At 72.8% G+C, this 25,387-nt stretch carries 23 protein-coding genes; 14 read left to right on the top strand and 9 right to left on the bottom strand.

The features are described from left to right. Positions 1-48: 48 nt before the first annotated feature. The 4 genes from ACZ4VA_RS20890 (at position 49) to ACZ4VA_RS20905 (ending at position 3,865) form a co-directional block, all read left to right on the top strand. Complete coding sequence (locus ACZ4VA_RS20890) at positions 49-897, top strand: tryptophan 2,3-dioxygenase (RefSeq protein WP_355787813.1); 849 nt, start codon at positions 49-51, stop codon at positions 895-897. Beyond that, positions 887-1,726 (top strand): alpha/beta hydrolase family protein, encoded by an 840-nt coding sequence (locus ACZ4VA_RS20895; RefSeq protein ID WP_355787810.1) that lies wholly within the window; start codon positions 887-889, stop codon positions 1,724-1,726. The genes ACZ4VA_RS20890 and ACZ4VA_RS20895 overlap by 11 nt, the downstream gene beginning before the upstream one ends. After that, positions 1,723-2,973: a kynureninase gene (gene kynU, locus ACZ4VA_RS20900; RefSeq protein WP_356169757.1), complete on the top strand. Its 1,251-nt coding sequence runs from the start codon at positions 1,723-1,725 to the stop codon at positions 2,971-2,973. The genes ACZ4VA_RS20895 and kynU overlap by 4 nt, the downstream gene beginning before the upstream one ends. Positions 2,974-3,370: 397 nt before the next feature. Then, a complete protein-coding gene (locus ACZ4VA_RS20905; RefSeq protein ID WP_468082339.1) occupies positions 3,371-3,865 on the top strand; it encodes a hypothetical protein in 495 nt (164 codons plus the stop codon). Between the two features lie 85 nt (positions 3,866-3,950). Here the strand turns inward: ACZ4VA_RS20905 and ACZ4VA_RS20910 are convergent, their stop codons facing one another. The 4 genes from ACZ4VA_RS20910 to ACZ4VA_RS20925 form a co-directional block, all read right to left on the bottom strand. After that, positions 3,951-4,211, bottom strand: coding sequence for a hypothetical protein (locus ACZ4VA_RS20910; RefSeq protein ID WP_356169752.1), 261 nt, complete (start codon positions 4,209-4,211; stop codon positions 3,951-3,953). A 104-nt stretch (positions 4,212-4,315) separates the two neighbouring features. Continuing rightward, the gene (locus ACZ4VA_RS20915) at positions 4,316-5,488 is read right to left on the bottom strand and encodes a globin domain-containing protein (RefSeq protein ID WP_468082340.1); all 1,173 of its coding nucleotides are present in this window, start codon (positions 5,486-5,488) and stop codon (positions 4,316-4,318) included. A gap of 100 nt (positions 5,489-5,588) precedes the next feature. Further along, positions 5,589-6,035, bottom strand: coding sequence for an RrF2 family transcriptional regulator (locus tag ACZ4VA_RS20920; protein ID WP_402373988.1), 447 nt, complete (start codon positions 6,033-6,035; stop codon positions 5,589-5,591). Positions 6,036-6,220: 185 nt separating this feature from the next. After that, positions 6,221-6,829, bottom strand: coding sequence for a flavin reductase family protein (locus tag ACZ4VA_RS20925; RefSeq protein ID WP_356169743.1), 609 nt, complete (start codon positions 6,827-6,829; stop codon positions 6,221-6,223). A gap of 609 nt (positions 6,830-7,438) precedes the next feature. Here ACZ4VA_RS20925 and ACZ4VA_RS20930 point away from each other — a divergent pair. The 4 genes from ACZ4VA_RS20930 (at position 7,439) to ACZ4VA_RS20945 (ending at position 12,296) form a co-directional block, all read left to right on the top strand. After that, on the top strand, positions 7,439-8,938 hold the full coding sequence (locus ACZ4VA_RS20930) for a PLP-dependent aminotransferase family protein (RefSeq protein WP_355787089.1): 1,500 nt from the start codon (positions 7,439-7,441) through the stop codon (positions 8,936-8,938). After that, positions 8,935-10,767, top strand: a complete 1,833-nt coding sequence (locus tag ACZ4VA_RS20935; protein WP_468082341.1) for a class II fructose-bisphosphate aldolase — start codon at positions 8,935-8,937, stop codon at positions 10,765-10,767. Before ACZ4VA_RS20930 ends, ACZ4VA_RS20935 begins: the two co-directional genes overlap by 4 nt. Then, a complete protein-coding gene (locus tag ACZ4VA_RS20940) occupies positions 10,764-11,246 on the top strand; it encodes a YbaK/EbsC family protein (RefSeq protein ID WP_356169738.1) in 483 nt (160 codons plus the stop codon). Before ACZ4VA_RS20935 ends, ACZ4VA_RS20940 begins: the two co-directional genes overlap by 4 nt. A gap of 99 nt (positions 11,247-11,345) precedes the next feature. Next, the gene (locus ACZ4VA_RS20945) at positions 11,346-12,296 is read left to right on the top strand and encodes a DMT family transporter (protein ID WP_468082342.1); all 951 of its coding nucleotides are present in this window, start codon (positions 11,346-11,348) and stop codon (positions 12,294-12,296) included. Between the two features lie 31 nt (positions 12,297-12,327). Here the strand turns inward: ACZ4VA_RS20945 and ACZ4VA_RS20950 are convergent, their stop codons facing one another. After that, positions 12,328-13,395: a dipeptidase gene (locus tag ACZ4VA_RS20950; RefSeq protein WP_356176142.1), complete on the bottom strand. Its 1,068-nt coding sequence runs from the start codon at positions 13,393-13,395 to the stop codon at positions 12,328-12,330. After that, complete coding sequence (locus tag ACZ4VA_RS20955) at positions 13,392-14,747, bottom strand: amidohydrolase family protein (protein ID WP_468082343.1); 1,356 nt, start codon at positions 14,745-14,747, stop codon at positions 13,392-13,394. Before ACZ4VA_RS20955 ends, ACZ4VA_RS20950 begins: the two co-directional genes overlap by 4 nt. 107 nt (positions 14,748-14,854) lie before the next feature. Between ACZ4VA_RS20955 and ACZ4VA_RS20960 the strand changes: the two genes are divergently transcribed. After that, positions 14,855-15,622 (top strand): IclR family transcriptional regulator, encoded by a 768-nt coding sequence (locus ACZ4VA_RS20960; protein WP_355792818.1) that lies wholly within the window; start codon positions 14,855-14,857, stop codon positions 15,620-15,622. Next, entirely contained in the window at positions 15,619-16,569 is a 951-nt protein-coding gene (locus ACZ4VA_RS20965; RefSeq protein ID WP_356241357.1) for an ornithine cyclodeaminase family protein, read from the top strand. The genes ACZ4VA_RS20960 and ACZ4VA_RS20965 overlap by 4 nt, the downstream gene beginning before the upstream one ends. Before the next feature lie 112 nt (positions 16,570-16,681). Here ACZ4VA_RS20965 and ACZ4VA_RS20970 read toward each other — a convergent pair whose 3' ends face one another. After that, positions 16,682-17,023, bottom strand: coding sequence for a DUF5713 family protein (locus ACZ4VA_RS20970; protein ID WP_355794988.1), 342 nt, complete (start codon positions 17,021-17,023; stop codon positions 16,682-16,684). A gap of 351 nt (positions 17,024-17,374) precedes the next feature. Beyond that, a complete protein-coding gene (locus ACZ4VA_RS20975; protein WP_468082344.1) occupies positions 17,375-18,289 on the bottom strand; it encodes an NADP-dependent oxidoreductase in 915 nt (304 codons plus the stop codon). A gap of 206 nt (positions 18,290-18,495) precedes the next feature. On the opposite strand from ACZ4VA_RS20975, the gene ACZ4VA_RS20980 reads away from it, so the two are divergent. The 4 genes from ACZ4VA_RS20980 to ACZ4VA_RS20995 all read left to right on the top strand — a co-directional run bounded on the left by ACZ4VA_RS20980 (position 18,496) and on the right by ACZ4VA_RS20995 (position 23,307). Next, the gene (locus ACZ4VA_RS20980; RefSeq protein WP_468082345.1) at positions 18,496-19,752 is read left to right on the top strand and encodes a LuxR C-terminal-related transcriptional regulator; all 1,257 of its coding nucleotides are present in this window, start codon (positions 18,496-18,498) and stop codon (positions 19,750-19,752) included. A gap of 155 nt (positions 19,753-19,907) precedes the next feature. Further along, positions 19,908-20,429, top strand: a complete 522-nt coding sequence (locus ACZ4VA_RS20985) for an SRPBCC family protein (protein WP_468082346.1) — start codon at positions 19,908-19,910, stop codon at positions 20,427-20,429. A 105-nt stretch (positions 20,430-20,534) separates the two neighbouring features. Then, a complete protein-coding gene (locus tag ACZ4VA_RS20990; RefSeq protein ID WP_355788744.1) occupies positions 20,535-21,899 on the top strand; it encodes an FAD-dependent oxidoreductase in 1,365 nt (454 codons plus the stop codon). A gap of 220 nt (positions 21,900-22,119) precedes the next feature. Continuing rightward, the gene (locus ACZ4VA_RS20995; RefSeq protein WP_356241370.1) at positions 22,120-23,307 is read left to right on the top strand and encodes a hypothetical protein; all 1,188 of its coding nucleotides are present in this window, start codon (positions 22,120-22,122) and stop codon (positions 23,305-23,307) included. A gap of 205 nt (positions 23,308-23,512) precedes the next feature. On the opposite strand, the gene ACZ4VA_RS21000 is transcribed toward ACZ4VA_RS20995, so the two are convergent. After that, the gene (locus tag ACZ4VA_RS21000) at positions 23,513-25,081 is read right to left on the bottom strand and encodes a hypothetical protein (RefSeq protein ID WP_356176169.1); all 1,569 of its coding nucleotides are present in this window, start codon (positions 25,079-25,081) and stop codon (positions 23,513-23,515) included. Between the last annotated feature and the right edge of the window lie 306 nt (positions 25,082-25,387).

Here is a 25,387-nt window from a genome sequence, read left to right on the forward strand (position 1 = left end):
ACCCACCCCGCTCGTCTCCCGGCCGCCCGCGGCCTTCTAGGAGTCCTGATGCAAGACGGCACATCCGTACTCGCGGATCTGTCCACGGACGATCCGCTCACCCAGCCCTTCCCGGGGGCGACTCCCTATGACGACTACGTCCACGCGTCGGTCCTCAACTCGCTCCAGCGACCGCTCACCGAGGCCGCCGACGAGATGGGCTTCCTCATCACCACCCAGGTGATGGAACTGTGGTTCACGCTGATCGTGCACGAGTGGCGCACGGCCCGGGACGCCTTCGTGAAGGACGACCTGGACGAGGCCGTGGACGCGCTGGTGCGCAGTCGCCGCGCGCTGCGCGCCCTCGTCGCCTCCTGGCAGCCCATCGCCGCGCTGACGCCCGCTCAGTTCAACGGATTCCGGGCCGCGTTCGGCCGGGCGTCCGGGTTCCAGTCGGCGATGTACCGGCACATGGAGTTCCTGCTCGGCGAGAAGTCCGAGGCGCTGGTGCGTGCCCACCGGGGCGACCCGAACGTCCACGAGGCGCTGCGTGACGCGCACCGGGAACCGTCCCTCTACGACGAGGTCTTGTTGTTCCTGCACCGGCGCGGCCTGCCGGTGCCGCGGCACGTCCGCGAGCGCGACGTCGCCGAGCCCTACGTCCCGGACCCCGGAGTGGTCGAGGTGTGGCGGCACGTGTACGCCGGTCCGCAGCACGATCCGCTGCTGGCACTGGGCGAGTTGCTCACCGACCTCGCCGAACTGGTGGCGCGCTGGCGGTTCGACCACGTGATGGTCGTGCGGCGGGCGATGGGCACCAAGTCGGGCAGCGCCGGTTCCCCGGGCCTGGCCTGGCTGGAGCAGCGCGCCGCCCGCACCGTCTTCCCCGAGCTGTGGGCGGTGCGCGGTGACGTCTAGGGTCGTCTCCGCGTTCGGCGCGGAGGAGGAGCGGCGGGTGCTGAGCCTGAAGCCCGTCCTGGCACCCCGGCACGGGTCGTACGGGGAGCACCCCCACCAGGTCTACGACGCCTGGCCGGCCGAGGACCCGGACGCCCCGCTGGTGGTCCTGCTGCACGGCGGCTACTGGCGCTACGACCGCATGCATCTGACCCCGTTCGCCGCCTATCTCTCCCGGCAGGGGTTCTCCGTGCTGCTGCCGGGATTCCGCCGGTCGGGTGGCGCAGGCGGCTTCCCGGAGACCTTCGACGACGTCGCGCGGCTCGTGGACACCCTTCCCGGGGGACGGCCGTACGTCCTGGCCGGTCACTGCTCGGGCGGCCATCTCGCCCTGTGGTGCGCGGCTCGCGGGCTGCTGCCGCCGTCCTCGCCCTGGTACACGACCCGCCTGCCGGACGCCGTGCTCGCGCTCGCCCCGCTCACCGACCTGGCCGCGACCCGTCGCGACGACCTGAGCAACGGGGCGGCGCTGCAACTCCTCGGCGGTGAGGAGAAGTTCGAGGAGCGGCTGCCTCTGGTGGATCCGCTGGAGCTGCTCAAGGGCGCCGGTTCCACCCGCGTACGGACGGTGTTGCTGCACGGCGCCGCCGACGAGGAGGTGCCGCTGTCGCAGTTCGCCGACTACGCGTCCGTCCACCACGATCTGGAGACCGTCGTCCTGCCGGGGACGGGCCACTACACGCTGATCGAGCCGGGTGCGGCGGGCGCGCAGGCCGTCGCGGACACCCTGCGGCGGCTCGCCGGCGAGTGGTCGGGCGCGAGCGCCGCACGGACGGGAGGCCAGCCGTGACGACCGCCGCCCGCACCCTGGACGAACAGGCCGCGGCACTCGACGCCGAGGACGTCCTGGCCCCGGTCCGGGAACGCTTCCTGATCCCCGACGGGCTCGTCTACCTGGACGGCAACTCGCTCGGGCCGCTGCCTGCGGCGGTGCCGCCCGTCCTCACCGACGTCGTCCACCGGCAGTGGGGCACCGACCTGATCCGCTCGTGGAACTCGAACGACTGGTGGCAGGCCCCGCTCCGCGTGGGTGACGCCGTCGGGCGTCTCGTCGGCGCCGCGCCGGGGCAGACCGTGGTGGGCGACTCCACGAGCGTGCAGCTCTACACCGCGCTCAGTGCCGCCGCCGGGCTGCTCCCCGGCCGGCGCCTGCTGGTCACCGACCCTGGGCACTTCCCCACCGACCGGTACCTCGCGGAGTCGGTGGCCCGGCTGCACGGGCTGCGCGTACGCCCGGTCCCGCCCGGCGAACTGGAGCGCTGCCTCGCCGCGGAAGGCGACGACGTCTGCGTGGTCAGCTACTCCCCCGTCGACTACCGGACGGGCGAGCTGTACGACATGCGGGCGCTGACCGCGGCCACGCACCGGGCCGGCGCGCTCTCCCTGTGGGACCTGTGCCATGCGGCCGGTGCGCTGCCGGTGCACCTCGACGACCTGGGCGTCGACTTCGCGGTCGGCTGCGGTTACAAGTTCCTCTCGGGTGGCCCGGGCGCCCCCGCGTTCCTCTACGCCGCCCGCCGCCACCACGAGGACTGGCGGACACCGCTGAACGGCTGGACGGGACACGCGGACCCCTTCGGTCTCCAGCCGGACTACACCCCCGCGCCGGGCGTGGCCCGGGCCCGTATCGGTACGCCGCCGATCCTCTCCCTGCTCGCACTGGAAGCCGCGCTGACGGCCTTCGAGGGCATCGACATGGCACAGGTCCGCGCCAAGAGCCTCTCCCTGACCGGGTTCTTCCTGAGCTGCGCCGAGGAGATGCTGACCGGACTGGGCTTCGAGGCGGTCACCCCGGCCGAGCCGGCTCGCCGCGCCAGCCAGGTGTCCCTGCGCCATCCGCACGCCTACGGCCTGATCCGGTCGCTGGCGGACCAGGGCGTCGTGGCCGACATGCGCGCACCCGACCTCCTGCGGTTCGGCGTCAACGCCCTCTACACCTCTCACCAGGACGTTCTCACCGCCGTCGGACGCCTCCGGCGGACGGCGGCGAGCGGCGCCTACGATCCGTCGCCGCAGCAGGCCGGCACGGTGACCTGACGTCGCCTCGGATGTCGTGACCCGCTCACCCGCGGGTCGCACATGACCTGCTGCCGTCGGGACCCCGTCCCACGGCGGCCGGTCCACGGCTCCCTTCCGAACCGTGCCGGCGCGGGTCATCCGAAGCGGGTCCAGGTCAGCGGGCGGCTACGGCGGACAGAGAGAATTCCGTGTCTCCGCACCGCGAACCGGGCTGTGTCGCGCCCCTGTTCGGCGGGCCGCACGGCATCTCTGTGAGTGGACGAACGGTACCGGACGGGCATCGACAGGTCCCTATGCTGACCGCATGACCGATCCGCCGCTCCCCGGCCCGGAAGCAGCTACCGCCCCTCAAAACGACGGCAGGTCCACTCCGGTTCCGCGGAGCGACGCCGGCGAGAGCGACCCGACTCAGGGCATGGACACCTGGACCGTCGAACGCCTGGAGGCGTTCACCGCGCGGACGCGAGGCCCGCACCTCGAAGCGGTGCGCGTCCTGGCGCAGGCGCACGCGTACAGCGACGACGAACCCCGGGAAGCCCGCCTGCGCTGGGCCCGGCTGGCGCTGCTGGCCAACGAGCGCCTGGACGGCGACGGTCCGTGGGACGAGGCCCGCACCGCACAACAGGACTTCATGCTCCGCATGTGGGTGATCGACGAGCTGGGGCCCGGCGACGGCGTCTGGAGTCCCGAGGGGCTGGCGGCCGACACCGACGGCGCACTACCTCCGTCTCCCGTCGAGGCCCGCGCCCTCGCCGCGCACTGGCGTGATCTCCCCGTCGAGCGGATCGGGGAGCTGCGGCGGCTGAAGAACCTGACCGCGCATCTGCCCCGGCTGCTGCCCCATCTGCACCCCGGCCCCGTGCGCGACCGCCTCCTCGCCTGGGCAGGGGCCCGCCGCCACCTCCCCTGACCCGGGACGCGGTGGGCAGGGGCCGACGGGCCAGGGTGAGCCGCCCGGCTGCGGACCGCGTACGCGGGCGGCGCGTCCCGCCGGCTCAGCCGGCCAACGAGCACGACCGGGAGTGCTCCCAGTACCGGCGGGTCTCCCGGCTGTCCTCGTCGGCCCCTTCCGGCGCGCCACACGTGCACTGCCCGGCGCTGGGGTCGATGAGGTCGGCGGCCTCGCGATGTCCCGCCTCACGGAGCCGGCCGGCGAGCTGGTGCGCGTAGTCCTCCACGAGGAGCGCGGCTTCCTTGCCCGTACGGCCGGTGCCGTCACGGCGAAGCTCCTGGACGAGTCTGGCGCGCGCCATCATGCGGGTCGGGCTCCTTCTGCTGTGGGCCGCCGGTGCCTGCGCGGTCTCCGTCAACCTAACAAACGGCGGGGTCACGGCTTCCGCGCCCGGCACCGGCGGCCGGATCAGGCCTCGGCGAGCCAGAGGTCCGGGCCGAAGACCTCGTAGTGCACGGCGGAGGCGGGCACGCCCCGCTCCAGGAGCTGGGTGCGGACGGCGCGCATGAACGGCAGCGGCCCGCACAGGTAGACCTGCACGCCCTCTGGCAGTGGCGGCAGCTGTGCCAGGTCGACCAGCCCAAGGCGGTCACCCTCCTCCGGGTCCTCCTCGTACCAGAAGTGGACCGTGGCCCCGGGCAGCTTCCCGGCGAGGGCGCGGTGGTCGGCGCGCAGCGCGTGCGCCTGCGGGAAGCGGTCGCCGTGCACGACGGTGACGGGTGCCTCGTACCGGGTGTCGGCCAGGTGGTGCAGCATGGCCAGCATCGGCGTGCACCCGATACCGGCGGAGACCAGCAGCAGCGGTGCGTCGGTGTGGTCGAGGACGAGATCGCCGTAGGGGGCGGAGAGTTCGATGCGGTCGCCCACGCGCACGTGGTCGTGCAGGTGCCCGGAGACCTCGTTCACCCGCTTCACCGTGATGGAACGCGTGGGGTCGGCGGGTGCGCCGGACAGGCTGTACTGGCGTATCTGCCGTGCCCCGTCGGCCAGTTCGACGCGGACGGAGACGTACTGGCCCGGCGCGCACGAGGGTGCCTCGCGTCCGTCGGCCGGGCGGAGCCGGAAGGTGACGACGTCGTCGGTCTCCGCGACGCGTTCGAGGACCTCCCAGGGGCGCCAGGTGTCGCCGAGCAGTACTCCCCGCTCGGCGTACAGGCGGCGCTCGATGGCGATCAGCGCGTTCGCCATGAGCCAGTACACCTCGTCCCACGCGGTGGCGACCTCGGGGGTCACGGCGTCGCCGAGCACCTCGGCGATCGCGGCGAAGAGGTGGGTGTGGACCACCTGGTACTGGCCCGCGCTGATGCCGAGCGAGGCGTGCTTGTGGGCGATGCGGTCCAGCATGGCGTCCGGTCGGACCTGGGGGTGCTCGACGAGTGCGGTGGCGAAGGCGGCGATGGAGCCGGCCAGCGCCTGGCGCTGCGTCCCGTCGGCCTGGTTGCCCCTGTTGAACAGGTTCCGGAGCAGCTCGGGGTGGGCGGTGAACAGCCGCTCGTAGAAGCGCTCGGAGATACGCGGCAGCGCCGCCCCCACCGCGGGCAGTGTGGCGCGGACAGTCGCTGCGGACGTGTGAGAGAGCACGGCAACCCCTAATACGAATGCTGGATGCTTATTTACGGGTGTGGCATCGCGCGCGGACACCCGGTGGGACCGGGAGGCACCGCGCACTGCGCTTACGGCGTCAGAGCCGCATGTCGCGTCCCCGGCCGATGAGTCCGATCAGCACCGGACCGGTCGGTGGCGCGGTGAGATCCTCGACGGTCAGCGGGTCGAGGGAGGCGTAGAAGGCTTCCTGCGCCTGCCGCAGCGCGCCGCGGAGCCGGCAGGCACCCGCGAGCGGGCACGCCTCGTCCCCCTCGCAGTCCACGACGTCACCGGTCCCCTCCAGTTCGCGGACCAGCCAGCCGATGGACAACGTCCGCCCGCCAGGCGTCAGTTCGAGTCCGCCGCCGCGCCCGCGCCGGGACTCGACGACACCGAGGTGCTGCAGCCGGGCCGCGACCTTCGCCAGGTGCGAGTACGGGACGCGCACGACCGCCGCGACGTCACGCGCCGTCGACGGACCGTCAGCCGTGGCCAGGGCCATGACCGCACGGAGTGCGAGGTCGGTGGACTTCGTCAAGCGCATGGCGGGAGCGTAGATAATGCGAATCTCGGATGCAAATTATCCGCCGCCGAGTCACCGACTCGTCCGATTCACCCCCATTTCGCTCGACCCGCTGCCCGGAGACAGCCCGAAGCCGGACGTCCGACGGGACGGCGAGTGGCCGGTCCCGGCGGCCGTGGCCGCCGGGACCCGTAGGGACCGACCGCTCAGTCCCGCTGCCAGTCGCTGTACCGGATCCGCGCGAGGTCCTTGATCTCGCCCATCGCCCCCCACTCGTTCTTGCCGAGGCGGGACAGCGGCTTCAGCAGGCCGATCTCCGGATGCCCGTCCACCACCGTGTCCGCGCGCACGGCGGCGTGCACCACCCGGCCGAACACCACGGTGGAGTTCCCGAGGCACAGGGTCGCGTGGAGCCGGCACTCCAGCGCCACCGGCGAGGCGGCCACCCGGGGCGGCTTCACCCTCAGCGAGGGTTCCTTGTCGATGCCGACCGCGTCGAACTCGCCCTCCTCGCTGGGGAAGTCGGTCGCGGTCGCGTTGATCTGCTCGAAGAGGGGCTCGGGCGCGAAGTTCACGACGAACTCCCCGGTCTCCTCCACGTTGCGCAGGGAGTCCTTCCGGCCGACCGAGGTGAACTGCACGATGGGCGGGTCGGTGCAGGCGACGGTGAAGAACGAGTGCGGTGCCAGGTTGGCGGTCGTGCCGTCTGCCGTGAGGGTCGACACCCACGCGATGGGGCGGGGTACGACCACCGCGGTGAGGAGCTTGTAGAACGCACCCTTGTCCATGGACTCGGGTGAATAGTCGATACGCATGTCAGGCAGTATCGCTGGCCCCGACGACGCCGGCGCTCCCGCACCCGGCACACCGGCGGCTCCCGCGTCCGTCCGTCCACCACCCGTCGTCCCGGTGTCCGCGACAGGTCCCGCCGCCGGTCGCCGCCGCACCGGCGGCTCGCCCCGGCACCGGTCCACCCCGTCCGCCGGAGGACGGATTGAGCCAGGCCGCGTCCCTCACCCGTCCGTGCGCGAGGACCGTCCTCCCGGCCGCCTCACCGCAGGCCCGAGGCCGCCTTCGCGAGGCTCCGGAACGTCTGTCCCCCGGGCCTCGCGGCGGGCTTTCCGCGGCCTGCAGACCGGCTGGATTTCGCTGACCGCCGATGATCTACGCCGTGTACAGTCTCCGCCGTTGGCGTGCGGATGCTTCCGGGACGGACCCCGGGAAGCCGGGTACGGGGGAGGCACGCGGACCGGGTCCATCGCCCTGCGCACAGCGTCGTGCGCGGGCGTCGCCGCCTCCCTTCCGGCCGACCGAAGGTGCCCCGTCCCTCATCCGTCTTGACGGCCGTTCGGCTCTCCCGATCGTCGGTGATCGGCGGTGGGCGGCGGCCACGAATGAGCGATGAATGAGCGGGGGGTTGATTCATGCGCGCGGCAGAACACGGCGGCGTCGCCTTGGTCCAGGAGACCGGGGCGGCCGAGGACAGCGGGACGATCGACGGAGCGCGGGAGATCGTCGACGAGGCCGAGGGGATCATCGACGGGGTCGCCAGGGGCGCCGAGGAGGGCGGTACGCCGGCGCCCGCCGCGGCCCCGCGCGGGGAGGTGTGGTCGGACAGCCGGGTGGCGCACATGCTGGAGCGCCTGACCTCGGACTTCGTCCTGGACAACACCTATCGCGAGCAGCACCTGAGCCTGACGGCCAGCGAGAACTACCCGAGCAAGCTGGTGCGGATGCTCGGCGGCGGACTGCAGGGCGGCTTCTACGAGTTCGCCCCGCCCTACGCGTCCGAGCCCGGCGAGTGGTCGTTCCCGGACTCCGGCGCGAACGCGTCGCTGGTGGCGAAGCTGACCGGCATCGGGCGCCAGCTCTTCGAGGCCGCCACCTTCGACTGGCGGCCCAACGGCGGATCGGTCGCGGAGCAGGCCGTACTGCTCGGCACCTGCGGCCGGGGCGACGGCTTCGTGCACTTCGCGCACAAGGACGGCGGCCACTTCGCACTGGAGTCACTGGCGGCCGCGGCCGGGGTGAACACCTACCACCTGCCGATGGTGGACCGGACCCTGCTCGTCGACGTGGAGCGGCTGGCCACCCTGGTGAGCGAGCACCCGGAGATCAAACTGGTCATCCTCGACCAGTCGTTCAAGCTGCGCTGGCAGCCGCTGGCGCAGATCCGGGCCGCCCTGCCCGAGGGCGTCTTCCTGGCCTACGACGCCAGCCACGACGGTGCCCTGATCGCCGGCGGGGTCCTGCCCCAGCCCACCCTGCTCGGCGCGGACGCCGTGCACGGAAACACGCACAAGACCATCGCGGGGCCGCAGAAGGCGTACGTCGCCTTCCGGGACGCCGACCACCCGAAGCTGAGGCAGGTCTCGGACTGGGTCTGCCCGCAGATGCAGAGCAACTCGCACGCCGAGCTGATCGCGCCCATGTACGTGGCGCTGTCGGAGGTCGCGCTCTACGGCCACGACTACGCCCGGCAGATCGTCGCCAACGCCAAGGCGCTGGCGGGCGCCCTGCACGAGGAGGGTGTGCGGGTCTCCGGGGAGTCCTTCGGGTTCACCGAGACCCACCAGGTGCACGTGATCACCGGATCGGCGGCCGACGCGCTGCGCCTGGCCCTGGGCGACCTGGCACGCGCCGGGATCCGCACCACCAACATCGAGGTCCCCGGCAGCAACGGGCTGCACGGTCTGCGGCTCGGTGTCCAGGCGATGACCCGGCGCGGGCTGCGCGAGGCTGAGATGCGCGAGGTCGGCCGGCTGGTGGCGCGGGTGGTGCTGCGCCGCGCCGAGCCCGCGGCGGTACGCGCCGAAGTGGCCGATCTGCTGCAGCACTTCGGCCTCGACCGGCTCGCCTACTCCTTCGACGAGTACGTCGACTCGCCGGCGGCGGCCCGGCTGCTCGGCGAGGTGTTCCGGTGAGCGCGGTTCCGGTCGCGGTCCCGCTGCCGGGGCGGGCTGCGGGCGGGCCGGTCGTACGGCGTCCGGCCGACACACCGCACGCGGTGATCAGCGCCGAGGTCTGGAACACGGAGTGGGCGCGAACGCTCCTCGAGCCGCTCGCCCTGCGGACCGTCATCACGGACGAACGGCTCACGTCCGAGCGGGTCCTGGACACCCTGGCCGCCCAGTCGGTGGCGTTCGTGTGCGAGGAGCTGCCGGTCAGCGGCCTGGCCGCGCTGTCCTGGGTGGCGGAGCGGACCCGGGCGCTGCGGCGCGACGACCCGCTGCTCGGGGTGGTCTTCGTGGTCGAGGACCACAACGCCCTGGATCCGCGGGCCCTCGGACCGCTCGTGCGCACCCTGTCCCCCGGTGACACCGACCTGGCGGAGTTCCTCGACCGCGTGCGGCACGTCAGGCGCGAGGTCCACTGGGAACTGCGCAACAGGCGGCCGGGCCCGCCGTCCGGGGCGCCCGCCGGGACACCGCCCGCACGCTGGACGGGCACCGTGCCCAACTTCAACGTGAAGCATCCGTCGATGCTGCTGCCCTACGCCCTGCTCTCGGCGCGGACGCGGCGCGACGTGTACTGCGAGATCTCGCCGCAGGAGGCGCTGCTGTTCGTCGCCGACGGCGCGGGCGGGGAGCCGGCCGCCACCGTCGCCGGGGTCTTCCGCACCCTCCAGCAGGACGTGGACCGGCTCAACGCCACGCTGGGCTCGCGGCTGCGGCTGCACCTCGACCACGCCGACGACTACGAGGTGGTCCGCGCCGCCTGCGAGGCGGGCTTCGACTCGGTCATGGTCGACGGCTCCGGCCGGGCCCTCCACCAGAACGTCCTGTTCACCAACGCCGCGACGGAACTGGCACGCCGCTACGACGTGCTCGTCGAGGGCGAGATCGGCTGCATCGACGGCGCCGGGCTGCGCAAGTGGGCCAGGACGACCACGGACGACTTCGTGCGCTTCGTCGGGGACACGGACCTGGACTTCGTCGGGGCGCACGTGGGCCAGTTCCACAGCTTCGACTACGGGTTCGCCGCCACCCGCCGCTCGCTGGCGGAGGTCGGGCTGCTGGACGACGGCGCCACCGGGGACGACCTGCACGCCTTCGCCGAGGCGTGCGCGCGGGTCGAGAGGTCCCTGACGGAGGCCGGACTGCCCGCCTACTCGGCCGAGCACCGGCTGATCGCCTCCACGGCCCGGCGGGCCATGGAGGGAGAGGGACCGGACGCCGGGCAGCGGCTGGACGCGGTGCTGCGTGAGGCACGGGCCGGTGTCCCGGTCTTCCAGCGTCCGCTGCTGGACACGCTGGAGCGGGAGTGGCTGGAGCGCCGGCTCGCGAAGGCCCGGCGCAAGTCCGAGCTGTGGGACGAGGTGTTCGCGACGGAACCCGCGCGGGAGCACCGGTACGCGGCGATCGACCACGGACTGGTCCGCGAGCTCACCGGTGTCCTCGCGGACTCCGGTCGCCGACTGGTCGTGCACGGCGGCAGTTCGCTGTCCCGGGTCGACCTCGCGTCCCTGCCCTCGCACGGCGTCGCGCGCGTGAACTTCGGCAGCGGGGTGTTCGCGGACTACCTGGAGGCGCTGCGCGCGCACCTTCCCGTCGACCTCGGTTCCCGTACGGGTGACGGGACTTGGAAGCACCTGCGGCGGATGTCGTACCTTGCCGAGGTGACCCGTGACTGGCGGTCCTGGACCGAGGCGCCGCCGTCCTTCATCGACACCTTCGTCAGCCGGCTGGAGCGGCGCTACGCCGCCCCGCTCCGCGGCCGTACGCACGCACAGCCCGTAGGAGGCCTCCGTTGAGTCCCTTTGAGCAGATCATCGATCTCCTCGACCGAGAGAAGGCCGCGTACCGCGTGGTGGAGCACGCGGCCGAGGGGCGTTCCGAAGAGGTGTCGGCGGTGCGCGGCACCACGGTGTCGCAGGGTGCCAAGGCCCTCGTGTGCCGGGTGAAGGGCATCGACTCCCCCGCGGTGCTCGCCGTGCTGGCGGGCGACCGGCGGGCGGACCTGAAGAGGGTCGTCGCCTCGGTCGAGGGCCGCAAGGGCGGCTTCGCGCCGTCGGAGCTGGCCGAGCAGCTGACCGGGTGCGTCGTCGGGGCGATCCCGCCGCTGTGGCTCTCGGGCGGTCTGCCGGTGGTGGTGGACGCCGAGTTCCTGGCCTCCCACGAGGAGATCGCCTTCAACGCGGGCCGGCTCGACCGGTCCGTCGTCATGGCCACGCGGGACTACGTGCGGATCGTGGCGCCGACCGTGGCACCGATCGCCGCGGACCGGAACTAGGAGCCGGTCGCGGCGGCCTCCGGGCCCGCGGGCCCGGAGGCCGCCGCGGCACGGCCGGTGAGAGACGTCAGGCCCGAAGGGGCCGAGGGGGGCCGTGACTTGCGTGCGAGGATCGTCGCGCAGTTCGTCGCGCTGGCATGCGCGTGGGGTTCGAGTTTTCTGTTCATCAAGGTCGCCCTGGAGGGACTGACGCCCGCTCAGGTCGTGTGGGGGCGGCTGGTGTTGGGCGCCCTGGCGCTGTGCGCGGTGATGGCGGTGACCCGCAGCCGCGTCCCGCGCGAACCGCGACTGTGGCTGCGGCTGGCCCTCGTGTCCGTGCTGCTGTGCGTCGTGCCGTTCCTGCTGTTCTCCTGGGCGGAGAAGCAGCTCACGTCGGGCATGGCGAGCATCCTGAACGCCACCACTCCGCTGCTCACCCTCGCCGTCAGCACGGTCGCCCTGGCGGGTGAGCGGCTGACCCGGCGGCGTACCGCGGGCCTGCTCACCGGCTTCGCCGGCGTCCTGGTGCTGATCGGACCGGCGGGCCTGTCCGGCGGCGGTCACCTCAAGGCGCAGCTCGCCTGCCTGGGCGCGACCACCTGCTACGGCTTCGCCTTCGTGCAGCTGCGCCGGCACATCACCCCGCTGGGGCTGCCGGCGGTCAGCGTCGCCTTCGTCCAGGTGACGATCGGCGCGCTGATGATGCTGGCGGCCACGCCGTGGCTGGCCTCCCCGGCGCCGCGGGTGGATCCCGGCATCGCGGTGAGCATGCTGGCGCTGGGTGCCCTCAGCACGGGTCTCGCCTATCTGTGGAACAACAACATCGTCCAGGCGTGGGGCGCGGTGAACGCCGCCGCGGTCACCTATCTGACGCCCGTGGTGGGTGTCACGGCGGGTGTGGTCCTGCTCGGTGAGCGGCTGACCTGGAACCAGCCGATCGGTGCCGTCCTGGTCATCGCCGGCATCATGGCGGCCCACGGCACCCTCGGAACCGTCCGGCGGCGCCGCGCCGCCGGACCGGCGGACTCCGGCGAGGCGGCGCGGCCCCTGGAGGAGGGTGCCGCCCGCTGAGGCGGCTGCCCGGCGGCCCGGCTCGTCAGGGTTACGGAGCCCACACCCGCGCCGCGTAGTCGAGGAAGTTCCGTCCGAGGATCTTCTCGATGCGCTCACCGCGGTAGCCGCGCTTCTCCAGCAGGCGGATGAGTTCCCGGAACTGGTCCACTCCGCGCAGGTCGATGACGAACGGCAGTGTGTCGCTGCGCTCGCCCGCCGCCGACACGCCTGCCTGCCGGCGCAGCGCCACGTGCTCGGCGAGGTGCGCGCGGTAGGCGTCGAGGTCGTCGATGGACGTGACGGGGCCGTCGGTGCCGATCCCGACGTGGTCCTCGCCGCAGACGTTCACCGCGTGGTCGATGTGCTCCACCACGTCCGCGGCACTGGCGTGACCGGAGACGTCGAGGAAGGGCATGAAGTAGATGCCGACGAACCCTCCGCGCGAGGCGACCAGGCGCAGTTCCTCGTCGGTCTTGTTGCGGGGCAGGTCGGCCAGGGCACGGCAGCCGGTGTGGTTGACCGACACCGGACGCCGGGCGATCCTCGCGGCCTCCAGGCAGGTGCGTTCCCCGCTGTGCGAGAGGTCGACCATGAGGTGCTGCTCGTCCAGGGCCGCGACGAGGTCGCGGCCGAACTCGGTGAGGCCCCGGTTGCCCGGTGCCATCGACCCGTCGCCGATGTGGTTGGCCTGGTTGTAGGTGAGCTGGACGATCCGCACGCCCAGCTCGGCGAATGTGGCGACGCGGTGGAGGTCGTCACCGACGGCGACGGCGTTCTGGAAGCCGTAGATGACGCCGATCCTGCCCTCTTGCCTGGCCCGGTGCACGTCGGCGACCGTGAGGATCTTCGTGAGGTCCGCCGCGTTGTCCCGGATGATCGCGTCCCACACGGCTATCTCGTGCAGGGTGTGCTCGTACGGGGGCAGGTCGCCCATGGTGTAGCCGAGGGTGATGTTGACGGCGGTGAGTCCCGAGGCGTGGGCGTCGGCCAGGGCCCGTGCGTCGACGGTGAGTTGCTCGCTGGAGGCGTTGAGCTGGGCGGCGGCCTCGGCGGACCGCGGGGCGTTGGGGTTGTCGAGCTGCCCCAGCGCGTTGATGATCATGGGCGTGGACGTCATCGGCCCTCCTGGGTCTCGTCGCGCCGGGCACGGGTGTCGGCGGCGAGCGTCCGGTCGAACTCGCCGCGGACGAAGCGGTGGCCCCGCTTCACGGTCATGGTGATGGTGCGCAGCCGGTCGACGCCGTGTGTCGGGTCGTCCCCGAGGACGACGAAGTCGGCGAGCTTGCCCGGTTCGACGCTTCCCATGACGGCCTCGGTGCCGGCGCTGCGGGCTCCGATCAGGGTGGCCGAGCGGAGCGCCTGCGCGGGAGTCATCCCGCAGCGGTCCACGAGGAACGCCAGCTCCTCGTACAGCGCGGGGAACGGGTTCTCGGGGCCGGTCTCGTAGTCCGTGCCGGCGGAGACGTCCACGCCGGCCCGGTGCGCCTGGGCGGTGAGTCGGGCCGCGAGTTCGCTGTTGAGCCGGGCACGCTCGGCTCCCTCGGGTCCGTCCCCGGCCAGGGCGTCGCTGGACCACATGCCGGCGGTCGCGTCGAGCACGGTCCCCCGCTCGCGCATCAGGGCGAACAGCTCCGCCACGCGCGGATCGCCACCTCCGGCGAACCTCTCGTGGTCGACGGGCGGTTTGTGCTTGTAGCTCGTCAACTGCCCCTCGGCGCCCTCGAAGGCGAGCAGCGTGACGTGCGAGACGCTGTCAACGCCGGCCAGGACGACCTGCCGGGGAGAGGCGGGGAACACGGTGGCGTGGGCCCAGACGGGGATGCCCTGGCGGTGGGCCTCCGCCGTGATCGCGGCGACCGCGGAGTGGTCGAGGTCCGCGTAGACCTTGATCGCGGCGGCGTGGGTGCCCCGCGCCATCGCCACGGCCAGGCGCAGGTCCGTGTCGTCCGTGATCGCCTGCATCCACGGCACCGCGCCCGGGGTCTCGCCCTGCGACACCTGGTGGGTGCGCGGGTCGTCGAAGAAGCCGGGGCCGGCCATGAGCGCGGCGTAGCGGATGTCGGGGCCGGGGATCTCGCCGACGAGCGTGGCTCTGGCGAGATCGCCGACCTGGCGCAGGTCGTCCGCCATGTCGCGGATCGCGGTGACGCCGCTGTAGACGAGCCGGCGGAGCACCGCCTCGGCCGCGGGCCGGTCGGGAGGCGTCGCGATGTGCTGGTGGGAGTCGATGAGCCCCGGGACGACGAAGTGGCCGTCGAGGTCGAAGACCTCGGCGTCCGAGGGGAGTCGGGCGTCGAGTTCGGCGTCGTCGCCGACGGCGCGGATCCACGCCCCGTCGGTGACGATCGTGGTCGACGGCCGCAGCGGGCCCCCGTGCCCGTCGAACAGCGTGGCACCGCGGTAGACGGCGACGGTGCCGTCCGGCGGCGGCGCGTGCGGGCCCGGCTCGACAGAGGCCTCGTGGGTCATCTTCACCTCGTGGGGGCTTGTTACGGTGTACGTAACAGCTGTATTGTCACTGGAAACACGGGCCACCGTACGCTGGCCACCCGCAGCGCCACAAGGAGTGGTCGGAATTGCCCGCAGCACCCCGCTCGGCGGTGGACAAGGCGCTCGACCTGGTCGAGGCCGTGGCCCGCGCACCGCATCCCCCGCGTCTCACCGACCTCGCCGAAGAGGTCGGCCTGCATCGCGCCACGGCCTACCGCGTCCTGCTCGACCTCGTCCGCAGAGGCTGGGTGCTCCGCGCCGGCGACCGCTATCTGCCGGGCACCGCGGTCCTGGGCCTGTCGTCCGCGGCGGCCAGGAACTCGCTGACGGCCATCGCCCGTCCCGTGCTGGCGGCCCTGTCGGAGGACACCGGGATGATGGTCAACCTCCAGGTCCCGGAAGCGGACCGCGCCCGGGTCATCGACGTCGTACGTCCCGAACGCCTGGCGATGATCACGCACTTGATGGGTGAGGCCCTGCCGGTCCACCGGTTCGCCGGCCCGCTCGCCCTGGTCGCCGCCCTCCCCCCGGAGGCCCGCGCCCCCTACCTCCGCCTCGCTGAGGCGGCGGGACATCCGCTGACCGGGCCCGAGGGCCTGCTGGCCGACATCGAGCGCACCGAGCGGAGCGGCTTCGCCGTCGAGCACGGCCGCAACGAACAGCCCGTCGCCTCCGTCAGCCGCGCCGTCGTCCCCACCCCGGGCGCCCCCGTGTGCGCCCTGACCGTGGTCGGTCTGGACACCGAGTTCGACGAGTCCCGCGTCGCCGGTCTGCGCCACCGACTGCGGGCGTCGGCCGACGAGTTGCAGCGCCTCCTCACCCGTACCGCCGATGCCGAGGAGGGAGCGGTATGAGCGGCATCCTCGTCCTCGACCGCGCTCAGACGCGCGCCGCCCTCGACCCCCACCGCCTCATGGACGCCGTGGCCACGGCGCTGAAGGCCGTCGGCGACGGGTCGGCCTCGGCGCCGCCCAGGATCGCGGCCCGCGCCCCGGCCGGACTGCTGGGCGCGATGCCCGGATACGTTCCCGGACTGGGACTCGCGGCCAAACTCGTCTCCGTCTTCGCCGACCCCGGCCGTCCGGGACGCAGCACGCACCGGGGTGTCGTCGCCCTGTTCGACGCCGAGCACGGCGGCCCGCTGGCCCTGATGGACGCCGAGTCCCTCACGGCGATCCGCACCGCCGCGTCCGCCACCCACAGCGCCCGCGCCCTGGCAAGTCCCCACCACCGCGCCGTCGCCGTCATCGGCACCGGCGCGCAGGCGCGCGCCCAGGTCGAGTTGCTCGCGGTACTCGACCCCGCGACCCCGGTGACGGTCGCGGGCCGCGACCTCGCGAGCGCGGAACGGCTCGCCGGTCTGCACCCCGCGGCGCGCGCCGCCCGGAGCATCGAGGAGGCGGTACGCGAGGCGGGCACGGTCTTCTGCTGCACCGGCGCGACCCGCCCCGTGATCGAGCGGCACTGGCTGGCGCCCGGCACCCACGTCAGCTCGGTGGGCGGCTCCCACGGCCCCGAGCTGGACGCCGCCACCGTCCACGACGCCACCCTCTTCGCGGAGTGGCCCGGCGCCGCCACCTCCGCCGTACCGGCGGGGGCGCACGAGTTGCAGGACCTCCCGGCGGGGCGCACGGTCGCGCTCCTCGGTTCCGTCCTGTCGGGACAGCACCCCGGCAGGCGCACCGCGGCCGAGCTGACCGTGTTCAAGTCCACCGGCCACGCCGCTCTCGACGTCGCGGCGGCCCATGTCGCGCACGCCGTAGCCCGTGCGGAGGACCGGGGCACGATCGTCGACATGTGAGCGCACCGCCGGGCTCCGACCACCCCACGGCGGGCCGTGCGGACGTACGGCCGGGTCCCCCATGGTTCCGCTCTCCTGCCACGCGCCGCGCGAACCCGGGACGACGGAGGCCTCACCACTCCCGGGCGGCCACCAGCTCCTCATGGTCGGCGTCCGCGAACCCGTACGCGGTGGCGACGAACGAGAAGTCCTCCGCGATCTCCTCACGCGCCACCGTCTCGATCTCGCTGCCGGCCGCATCGAACTCGGCCTCCAGGGCGTTGAACTCCTCCGTGGCCTCGGCGGTCAGCGCGTACAGGGCGCCGAGGCCGTCCGGACGTTCCGCCTCGATGCGGGCGCACAGCCTCAGCAGGATCTCCCTGCCCCGGTCCAGCACATGGTCGGGGTAGTAGTCGTCCTCGTACAGCGCCCGCAGGAACGGGTGCCGCAGCACGTTCTCGTTGTTGACGGACATCCCGCTCACTCCCCTACCGCACCGACGACGTGTTCCCGGGATCATGCCGGACGCCACCGACAACGCGGGGCCGGACGCCGCGTACGGCCGCACGCTCCGCGGCGGGCAACGCGAAAACCCCACCCCGGGTGACCGGGGTGGGGTTCGTGGAGCGCCGGGCAGGCCTTGCACCTGCATCTCCCCGCAGGAAGCGGGGCGTCTTTCCTTGGACCACCAACGCGAGGCACGGTGCCGGGAGTTCGGCGACGCGCTCAAGATCGATGATACATCAGCCCCGGTGTGCCGCGCGTCGCCCCGGCGAACACCCCCTCGACCGCGCCCCCTTCACCAATGGGACCCGCCGGCCGGCGGTCACACCGTGAGGATCAGCTTGCCGCGCACATGTCCCGTCTCGCTCAACTCCTGTGCCTCGGCGGCGTCGGCCAGCGCGAACGTCCGGGCTACCGGGACGCCGAGCCTGCCCTCCACCGCGAGCCTGCCGTGTTCCGCCAGCCAGGTCCGCACGACCTCCGACGGAGTGCCACCCCCGGAGAACACCACGCCGTAGTCGGCCGCGTCCTGCGCCGCGATCGTGACGATCCGGTCCGTCGTGCCGCCCCGCAGCTCGACGGAGACGGGCAAGGTGTCGTGTCCGGCGGCGTCGAACACCGCGTCCACGCCGTGTGGAGCGGCCGAGCGGACCCGGTCGGCGAGCCCCTGCCCGTACGCGACGGGGACCGCTCCCAGCGCGCGCAGGAAGTCGTGGTTGGCCGGGGACGCCGTACCGATCACCGTCGCCCCGCGCGCGACGGCCAGCTGGACGGCGACCTGCCCGACCGCTCCCGCCGCCCCGTGCAGCAGGAGCGTCTCGCCGGACTTCAGGCCCAGGAGGCCCAGCACCCGCTCCGTGGTCTCGCCGGCCACCGGCAGCGTCGCCGCGGCCTCGAAGGAGAGGCCGGCCGGCTTGTGGACGATGTCGCCGGCGATGGCGTACTCGGCGTACGCTCCCGTCCTCGTCCACCCGAACACCTCGTCCCCGGGCGCGAATCCGGTCGCCCCCTCGCCCAGCGTGTCCACGACCCCGGCGAACTCCAGACCCGGCACGGCCGGGAAGGTCGTCGGGTAGAACGCCTCCATCCAGCCGTGACGGCGTTTGTGGTCAAGGGGGTTGACGCCGACCGTCACCACGCGGACCCGCACCTCGCCCGGGCCCGGTACCGGCTCGGCGATCTCGCCGAAGCTGAGGACGTCCGCCGCGCCGAACTCGTCGTACCTGATCGCCTTCATGGGAACTCCCCGCTGTCGTGTCGCGCGGCCACGGTGATCGGAACTCCGCGGCCGGTGCCGTCGGGCGACGGCACCTCGACGGCCCGTGGCCTGTCGACGACTCAAGCCTCGTCCGGGGCGCGGCCCGTGGGGGCCGGTCTTCCGGACAGTCGCACCTGTCCGAAAGGACAGCCGGTCCGGCGGGGCCGTTCATTACGCTGAAACGCATGGAACTGTCCGGCTCCGTGCCCGCCCTGACCGCCGCGTACGACGTGATCCGTCAGCCCCTCGGCCGGATCCTGCCGCGGCTGTCCTCCGTCCTCGCCGAAGCGGTCCCCCACCGCGCGGCCGCCGAACTGTCCACGCACTGCGCGCACTCGCCGTTCAAGACCCACGGCGACGAGGACGTCGTCGCCCGGCTCGGCGCGGCCGACCTGGCGCCGCTGCTCGACTCAGGGGTGGCCGGCCGCCCCTGGCAGGGCGTGCTCACCCTTGCCGGCGCGGAGCACCCGGTGCTCGCCGTGCGCAGCGACGCCACGCCCCGGGGCGCGGTCCTGCTGCTGGTGCGGGAGGACCGCTCCGTGCTCGACCCGGCCGTTCTCTCGTTCGTCCAGGCACTGTGGGACCTGGTGACCAGCCACGTCGACCGGCTGGCCGCGGAGGCCGTGCCGGGGGCGCTGGCCCGCTCGCGCACCGCCGCCGACACCCGGGCCCGGGTGATCGCCGAGCTGGGTGAGGCGCACGCCGCGGCGCTGACCGGGATGCTCGGCGTGCTGCGCAGCCGCGCCATGGACGACGCGACCGCCCGGGCCGCCGCAACCGATCTCGCCGTCACGGCCGTGCTGGAGCTGCGCGCCACGGCCGAACGGGACCAGGAGATCGCCGAGGAGCCGGCCGACGAGGCGTTCGCCCGGCTCGCGGAGAGCGTGCGGCCGCTGATGCGCTACGGCCCCGTCCGGCTGGAGCTGGGCGCTCCGCAGTCGACCAAGCCGCTGGCGGCGGACGTGGCCCACACCGCGCGGGCGGTCGTGCGGGCGGTGCTGATGAAGGCGCTGGAGCAGGAGTCGGTCAGCCGCGTCCACATCGGCTGGCAGGTCACGGAGGACGAACTGCGGGCGACCGTGCGGGACGACGGTCCCGGCACGCTGTCGCACTGCGCCCTGGGTCCGGGCCGGGTGGTGGAGCGCCTCGACGTGCTGGACGGGCGCCTGGACGTCGACGCCGTGCCGGGCTGGGGTTCGACGGTCACGGCGACCGTCCCGCTGCGCGCCACTCGGGATCCGGCACCGCACCCGCTGACGTCGCTGGGCGAGCGGGAGCTGGAGGTGCTGACCAGGCTGGCGCTCGGGCACCGCAACCGGGCCATCGCGCAGGAGCTGCACATCACCGAGTCGACGGTGAAGTTCCACGTCGCCAACATCCTGACGAAGCTGGGCGTGGGTTCCCGCGGCGAGGCGGCGGCCCTCTTCCACGCCGCCGCCTGACGCGACACCCCGCGAGGCCGGGCGGGAGGCGCCCAGGACGATTCCCGCAGGCCGGCCACGCGGGTACTGGGCCCTCGCCGTGGGGAGACGGTCGGCCGGAGCCCGGTGACATCCTTGCTACTGACGAGTAGGTTGTGGGCGACGAAAGGACTTCCATGCCCCGCACCTTCACCGTGACGCGCAGCATCCTCGTCGAGGCGTCGCCCCTGTCCGTGTACGAGGAGGTCAGCCGTCCGGCCCAGATGGGGCGCTGGAGCCCCGAGAACCTCGGCGCGACCGTGGCCCGGCCCGACGAGCCCGCGCAGGTCGGGCTGGTCTTCGAGGGACACAACAAGCGCGGCCCGTTCCGGTGGACGACCCGCTGCACGGTGACCGTGGCCGAACCCGGCCGCCGCTTCGCGTTCCGCGTCCACGCCATCGGCGTCAAGCGGCCCCGGCTGCGCGCGCCGATAGCCACCTGGGAGTACCGCTTCACCCCGGACGGGACGGCGACACGGGTGACCGAGTCCTGGACCGACGACCGCCGCTCCTGGCCGGACTTCGTGGCGAACGCCTTCGACCGCATGGCGACCGGCGGGAAGACCTTCGCGGCGTTCCAGACCGGCAACATCGACCGGACGCTGCGCAATCTGAAGCGCGAGATCGAGGCGGGCCGGTCCACCCAGCCGCGCTCATAAGGCGGCCTTATGGGGTCATCAACCGGACCCCCGTACCAAGTAAGGATTGCCTTAGTTTAGGCTTCCCGACGAGCCAGCCTGTCATCGCTCGAAGGGAACCTGATCATGTCGCGCCCTCTGCGGGTAGCCATCGTCGGAGCCGGCCCCGCCGGTATCTACGCCGCCGATGCGTTGCTCAAATCCGAAGCGGCCGGCGAGCCCGGGGTCTCCATCGACCTCTTCGAGCGGATGCCCGCCCCCTTCGGCCTGATCCGCTACGGCGTGGCCCCCGACCACCCCCGGATCAAGGGCATCATCACCGCCCTCCACCAGGTGCTCGACAAGCCCCAGATCCGCCTCTTCGGCAACGTGGACTACCCGCGCGACATCGATCTGGACGACCTGCGGACCTTCTACGACGCCGTCGTCTTCTCCACGGGCGCGACCGCGGACCGGGCGCTCGACATCCCGGGGGTCGACCTCGACGGCTCGTACGGCGCGGCCGACTTCGTCTCCTGGTACGACGGCCACCCGGACGTCCCCCGCACCTGGCCGCTGGAAGCGGAGAAGGTCGCCGTCCTCGGCGTCGGCAACGTGGCGCTCGACGTCGCCCGCATCCTCGCCAAGACGGCCGACGAACTCCTCCCGACCGAGATACCGCCGAACGTCCACGAGGGGCTGAAGGCCAACCGCGCCAAGGAGATCCACGTCTTCGGCCGACGCGGCCCGGCGCAGGCCAAGTTCAGCCCCATGGAGCTGCGGGAGCTGGACCACTCCCCCACCATCGAGGTCATCGTCGACCCCGAGGACATCGACTACGACGACGGCTCGATCGCCACCCGGCGCGGCAACAAGCAGGCCGACATGGTCGCCAAGACCCTGGAGAACTGGGCGATCCGCGACATCGGCGACCGCCCGCACAAGCTGTTCCTGCACTTCTTCGAGTCGCCCACCGAGATCCTCGGCGAGGACGGCCGGGTCACCGGCCTGCGCACCGAGCGCACCGCCCTCGACGGCACCGGCAACGTCAAGGGCACCGGGGTGTACAAGGACTGGGACGTCACCGCCGTCTACCGCGCCGTCGGCTACCTCTCGGACGCGCTCCCCAAGCTCCCCTGGGACCTCGCCACGGGCACCGTCCCCGACGAGGGCGGGCGGGTCATCGAGGCCGGCGGCGAGCATCTGCGGTCCACCTACGTCACTGGTTGGATCCGCCGCGGTCCCATCGGTCTCATCGGCCACACCAAGGGCGACGCCAACGAGACCGTCGCCAGCCTGCTGGACGACCACGCGAACGGCCGTCTGCACACCCCCGCCTCCCCGGCCCCGGAAGCCGTCGACGCGTTCCTCGCCGAGCGCGAGGTCCGCTACACCACCTGGGACGGCTGGTACCGGCTGGACGCCGCGGAGAAGGCGCTCGGCACACCGCAGGGCCGCGAGCGCGTGAAGATCGTCGAGCGTGACGAGATGCTCGACGCCAGCGGCGCCTGACGACACGCCGGAGCGGGGCACGGGCCCGCTCCGGACGGCCGGCTCACCGGGGCCGCGTGGGGGCCGACGCCCCCCACGCGGCCTCGCGGCCTTCCCGGCGACGAGCGGGGCGAACTGTCTCACAGCGCCGGACGGCCGAAGCACGCCCCCTCCCCCGCAGCGCGTGATCAGCACGGCCCATACTGGGACCGCACGCCGTCTCCCAACGTCAGAGTGATCCATGGCCAAGTCCCCCACCGTCCGCGCCACGGCCCCCGACACCGTGTGGCTCGCCCGCGGGCGCTTCGTCGGCCCCGGCGCGGAGGAGGTCGTCCGCCGGCGTCTGCGCGAGCAGAAGAACGACCGGGTCATCCAGGACCACCTCGAACTGGACGACACCCGCGACGGCGCCGGCCGCCGCGTGTTCGAGGCGCGGTGGCAGGTCTCCGGTGCCGTCACCGTGCGCGCGCGGCTGACGGTCGAAGCCGTCCAGGGCAGCACCGACGAATGGACCTGGTCGCTGGCCGCGGAGGCGGAGCGGCCCTGGGACCTGGAGATGCCCTCGCCCGCCGCCATGTTCTGGCCCGAGGACACCGACGTGCCCTGGGACCACGACCTCGTCCCCGGACTGCGCTTGCGCACCATCAATCCGCTCCCGGGCGAGGACAAGGAGCTGCGGCGGCTGCTCAACACCGCCGCGCACAACACCTGGAGCATCCACGTCGTCGTCCACGAGGCGATGACGACCGACGAGCGCGGCCGGCGGCCGCTGGCCCGGCTGATGCCGCCCAGCCTCCGGCACCGCGTCGTGGAACACCGCGCCGCGCCCGACCAGTTCCAGATCGTCAACTGGGCGCTCCGCGATCTGGGCGTCCAGGTACCGCGGGGCGGCGCGGTCGTCCTGCCCGGCACACCCCCGAGGCCCGGCTACGAGGACGACGACTTCACCGTGCGGAGCGTCTTCCTGGACGGCTCGGTGCCGGCCGACCTCATCGACACGGTGACGCGCTACGCCGCGCTGCCCAGACCGCTGGTCGAGGACGCCGCCACAGCCGTGTCCGACCTCCGCGAGCAGTGGCACCTGCTGACCGTCGAGGAGGAACTCGCCCACGCGCGCGCCCTCGTGGCCACGTACGCCGAGGCACTCGAAGCGATGACGAAGTCCCGCGACCTGTACCGGGAGGCCGCGGAACTCGCCCACGAGGCGCTGGCCGCCCTCCAGGAGTCCGGCGCCGGCGTGCCGGTCGTCGGGAAGCCGCGCAGACCCGAGGGGCTCCCCTTCCGGGGCCTGGCGAAGACCCTCGAACGCCTCAAGGACACCGCGGGATCGCTCCGCCTGCCGGGCGCGGGCGCCGCGTCCCCCGGCACCCGGACCGAGGAGCCGGACGCGCGCGCCGACGACCGCCGCGACGACGTCCCCTGCTCCTAGGGCCTGTCGTTTGGATCAGGCCGGGGTCGCGGGGTCTGGCACGCGCATCTGCGGCGTTGTCGTCGGTCGCCGACTCCCTCCTCCGCCTTGCAGCTGCACGCGCCAGACCCCGCTCGGGCCGACCGGGACGAACCCTCTGTCACGGCCGACCTGATGCAAACGACAGACCCTGGCCCGGAGCCGGGGACGGGCGCCGGGCCGCCGGTCAGGTGCCCAGGCCGAAGCCCTTCGTCGTGTAGGCGCACTCGGTGTAGATGTAGCCCGAAGACAGCTTGGCGGTGTCCGAGGCGGGGGTCGTGCCGGAGGTGCCGGACTTCGGCTTGTGCAGGAAGTACGTCGTGCCGACGGGCAGGCTGATCGTCCGCTGGGGGTACTTCTTGCCGCTGTCGCTGCAGGGCTTGAACCCGAGGGAGAGCGTGCTCGACGTGGAGTAGGCCGTGCAGCTGCCGCAGCCCTTGAGGGTGACGCTGCCGGTCACGGGCCCGGTGAAGAGGACCGTGATGTCGTCCGGGCTGTCGTTCTTGAGCGTGACGGTGATGCCGCCGCCGGACGCCGTCGTCGGCAGGCGCTTGCCCGCGGCGGGAACGGTCTGCGCGATCTCGGCGGCGATCGCGATCTTCTTGGCGCGCTCCCGGTTCTTGCTCCCCTTGTTGTCGTCCACGAAGTCGTTCATGGTGCTGAGCGCGTCCGCGAAGTCGCCGTCCTTGTACTGGTCCACACCGCAGTCGTACGCCCCCGAGCCGGCGCTCTTGTCGGCCCGGCCGACCTCCTTGGCGAGTGCCTGCTCCACTCCGGCCTCCTCCCCCTTCAGGCCCTCGACCTGGGAGCTGAGCGCCTTCAGCCGGTCGACGGCGGCACACGGTTCGTCGCCGCGCACGTCCTTGACCGCCTTGTCGACCGCCGAGCCGACGGCCGGTTCGACCTTCGCCGCCTGCTCCGACTCGGGGAAAGTGCCGAGGAGTTCACCGAAGTGTGTCGGCCAGACGGCGTCGCCCGTGGCAAGACCGTCCGACCCGCACTCGTACAGGGAGGTGGCCAGCCGGTCGTCGGGCCAGGTGGCGAGCGAGCCGAGATCCTTCTTGTCGGTGCCGCGCGAGAGTGTGCGCAGGTACTGCAGCGGCGGGATCGCGTCGCAGTACTTCTTCTGCGCGTAGGGGGCGCCGACCGTCGTGTAGTAACTCTTCATCCGGTCCGGCACCCGCTCGGCCGCCCGCGAGTCGGGGTGGTCGTCCCGGAGATCGCCGTACACGCGCCATGCGTCCTTGAGATCGGACCGGGCGCTCCCGAAGGGCTTGCCCTCGGCCTTCGACACGAGCCGGTCGGCCCGTTCGAGCCGGTCGAGGAGCATCTCCTCGGTGGCCTCGTCACGCGCGCCGTCGTACAGCACGACACCGCCGGCCGGAACGGCGAGGAGCACCAGGCCGAGCAGGATCGCGACGGGAGCGGCGGCGGGCCACATGAGCCGGGTGCGCAGTCCCACGACCGCGCCGTGGGCGGCCGCGAGCACCAGGAAGACCGCGTACGCGGTCAGGGCTCCGCCCGACACCCCGTCGGGGTCGGCGGGCAGCGCGACGAACAGCAGGACCGCGGTCGCGGCCCAGCACACCGCCGCGAGGATCCAACGGCGTACCAGCACATAGCCCAGCCCGAGGCCGCTGAGGTTCAGCAGCGCCACCGCGACGGCCCGCAGCGGGTCGGCGGGAGCGGGTGGCGGCGCGGACGGCATCGGAGGCACGGCGAACCCGTACGTCGGCCCGAACTGATCACCTGACATGTCGGCTCCCCCCGGTCAACTACGCCCGCATGTCTGCGATTTGGCAGTGTACGTTCGGTGGCTCCGCCGCGACAGTGGGTTCCGGCGGTGATCTCGGGAACAGCGCGGGACGGGCCGCCGGAAATCTTCCGTGTCATGTACCTGTACAGACGGTCGAGGCCGTGCTGTCATGCCAACTGCCGCCCTTTCCAACGTTGTACAGGCCAGGGCGACTAGGGCCTGTCGTTTGGATCAGGTCGGCCGTGACAGACGGTTCGTCCCGGCCGACCCGAGCGGGGTCTGGTGCGTGCAGCTGCAAGGCGGAGG

The sequence above is a fragment of the Streptomyces sp. NPDC028308 genome (assembly GCF_055565855.1).

What these genes read in the sequence shown, in the direction of transcription:
- ACZ4VA_RS20890 (WP_355787813.1), top strand. Translation starts at nt 49, where the DNA reads ATGCAAGACGGCACATCCGTACTCGCGGATCTGTCCACGGACGATCCG.
- ACZ4VA_RS20905 (WP_468082339.1), top strand. Translation starts at nt 3,371, where the DNA reads ATGGACACCTGGACCGTCGAACGCCTGGAGGCGTTCACCGCGCGGACG.
- ACZ4VA_RS20910 (WP_356169752.1), bottom strand. Translation starts at nt 4,211, where the DNA reads ATGATGGCGCGCGCCAGACTCGTCCAGGAGCTTCGCCGTGACGGCACC.
- ACZ4VA_RS20920 (WP_402373988.1), bottom strand. Translation starts at nt 6,035, where the DNA reads ATGCGCTTGACGAAGTCCACCGACCTCGCACTCCGTGCGGTCATGGCC.
- ACZ4VA_RS20925 (WP_356169743.1), bottom strand. Translation starts at nt 6,829, where the DNA reads ATGCGTATCGACTATTCACCCGAGTCCATGGACAAGGGTGCGTTCTAC.
- ACZ4VA_RS20930 (WP_355787089.1), top strand. Translation starts at nt 7,439, where the DNA reads ATGCGCGCGGCAGAACACGGCGGCGTCGCCTTGGTCCAGGAGACCGGG.
- ACZ4VA_RS20950 (WP_356176142.1), bottom strand. Translation starts at nt 13,395, where the DNA reads ATGACGTCCACGCCCATGATCATCAACGCGCTGGGGCAGCTCGACAAC.
- ACZ4VA_RS20955 (WP_468082343.1), bottom strand. Translation starts at nt 14,747, where the DNA reads ATGACCCACGAGGCCTCTGTCGAGCCGGGCCCGCACGCGCCGCCGCCG.
- ACZ4VA_RS20965 (WP_356241357.1), top strand. Translation starts at nt 15,619, where the DNA reads ATGAGCGGCATCCTCGTCCTCGACCGCGCTCAGACGCGCGCCGCCCTC.
- ACZ4VA_RS20970 (WP_355794988.1), bottom strand. Translation starts at nt 17,023, where the DNA reads ATGTCCGTCAACAACGAGAACGTGCTGCGGCACCCGTTCCTGCGGGCG.
- ACZ4VA_RS20975 (WP_468082344.1), bottom strand. Translation starts at nt 18,289, where the DNA reads ATGAAGGCGATCAGGTACGACGAGTTCGGCGCGGCGGACGTCCTCAGC.
- ACZ4VA_RS20980 (WP_468082345.1), top strand. Translation starts at nt 18,496, where the DNA reads ATGGAACTGTCCGGCTCCGTGCCCGCCCTGACCGCCGCGTACGACGTG.
- ACZ4VA_RS20985 (WP_468082346.1), top strand. Translation starts at nt 19,908, where the DNA reads ATGCCCCGCACCTTCACCGTGACGCGCAGCATCCTCGTCGAGGCGTCG.
- ACZ4VA_RS20990 (WP_355788744.1), top strand. Translation starts at nt 20,535, where the DNA reads ATGTCGCGCCCTCTGCGGGTAGCCATCGTCGGAGCCGGCCCCGCCGGT.
- ACZ4VA_RS20995 (WP_356241370.1), top strand. Translation starts at nt 22,120, where the DNA reads ATGGCCAAGTCCCCCACCGTCCGCGCCACGGCCCCCGACACCGTGTGG.
- ACZ4VA_RS21000 (WP_356176169.1), bottom strand. Translation starts at nt 25,081, where the DNA reads ATGTCAGGTGATCAGTTCGGGCCGACGTACGGGTTCGCCGTGCCTCCG.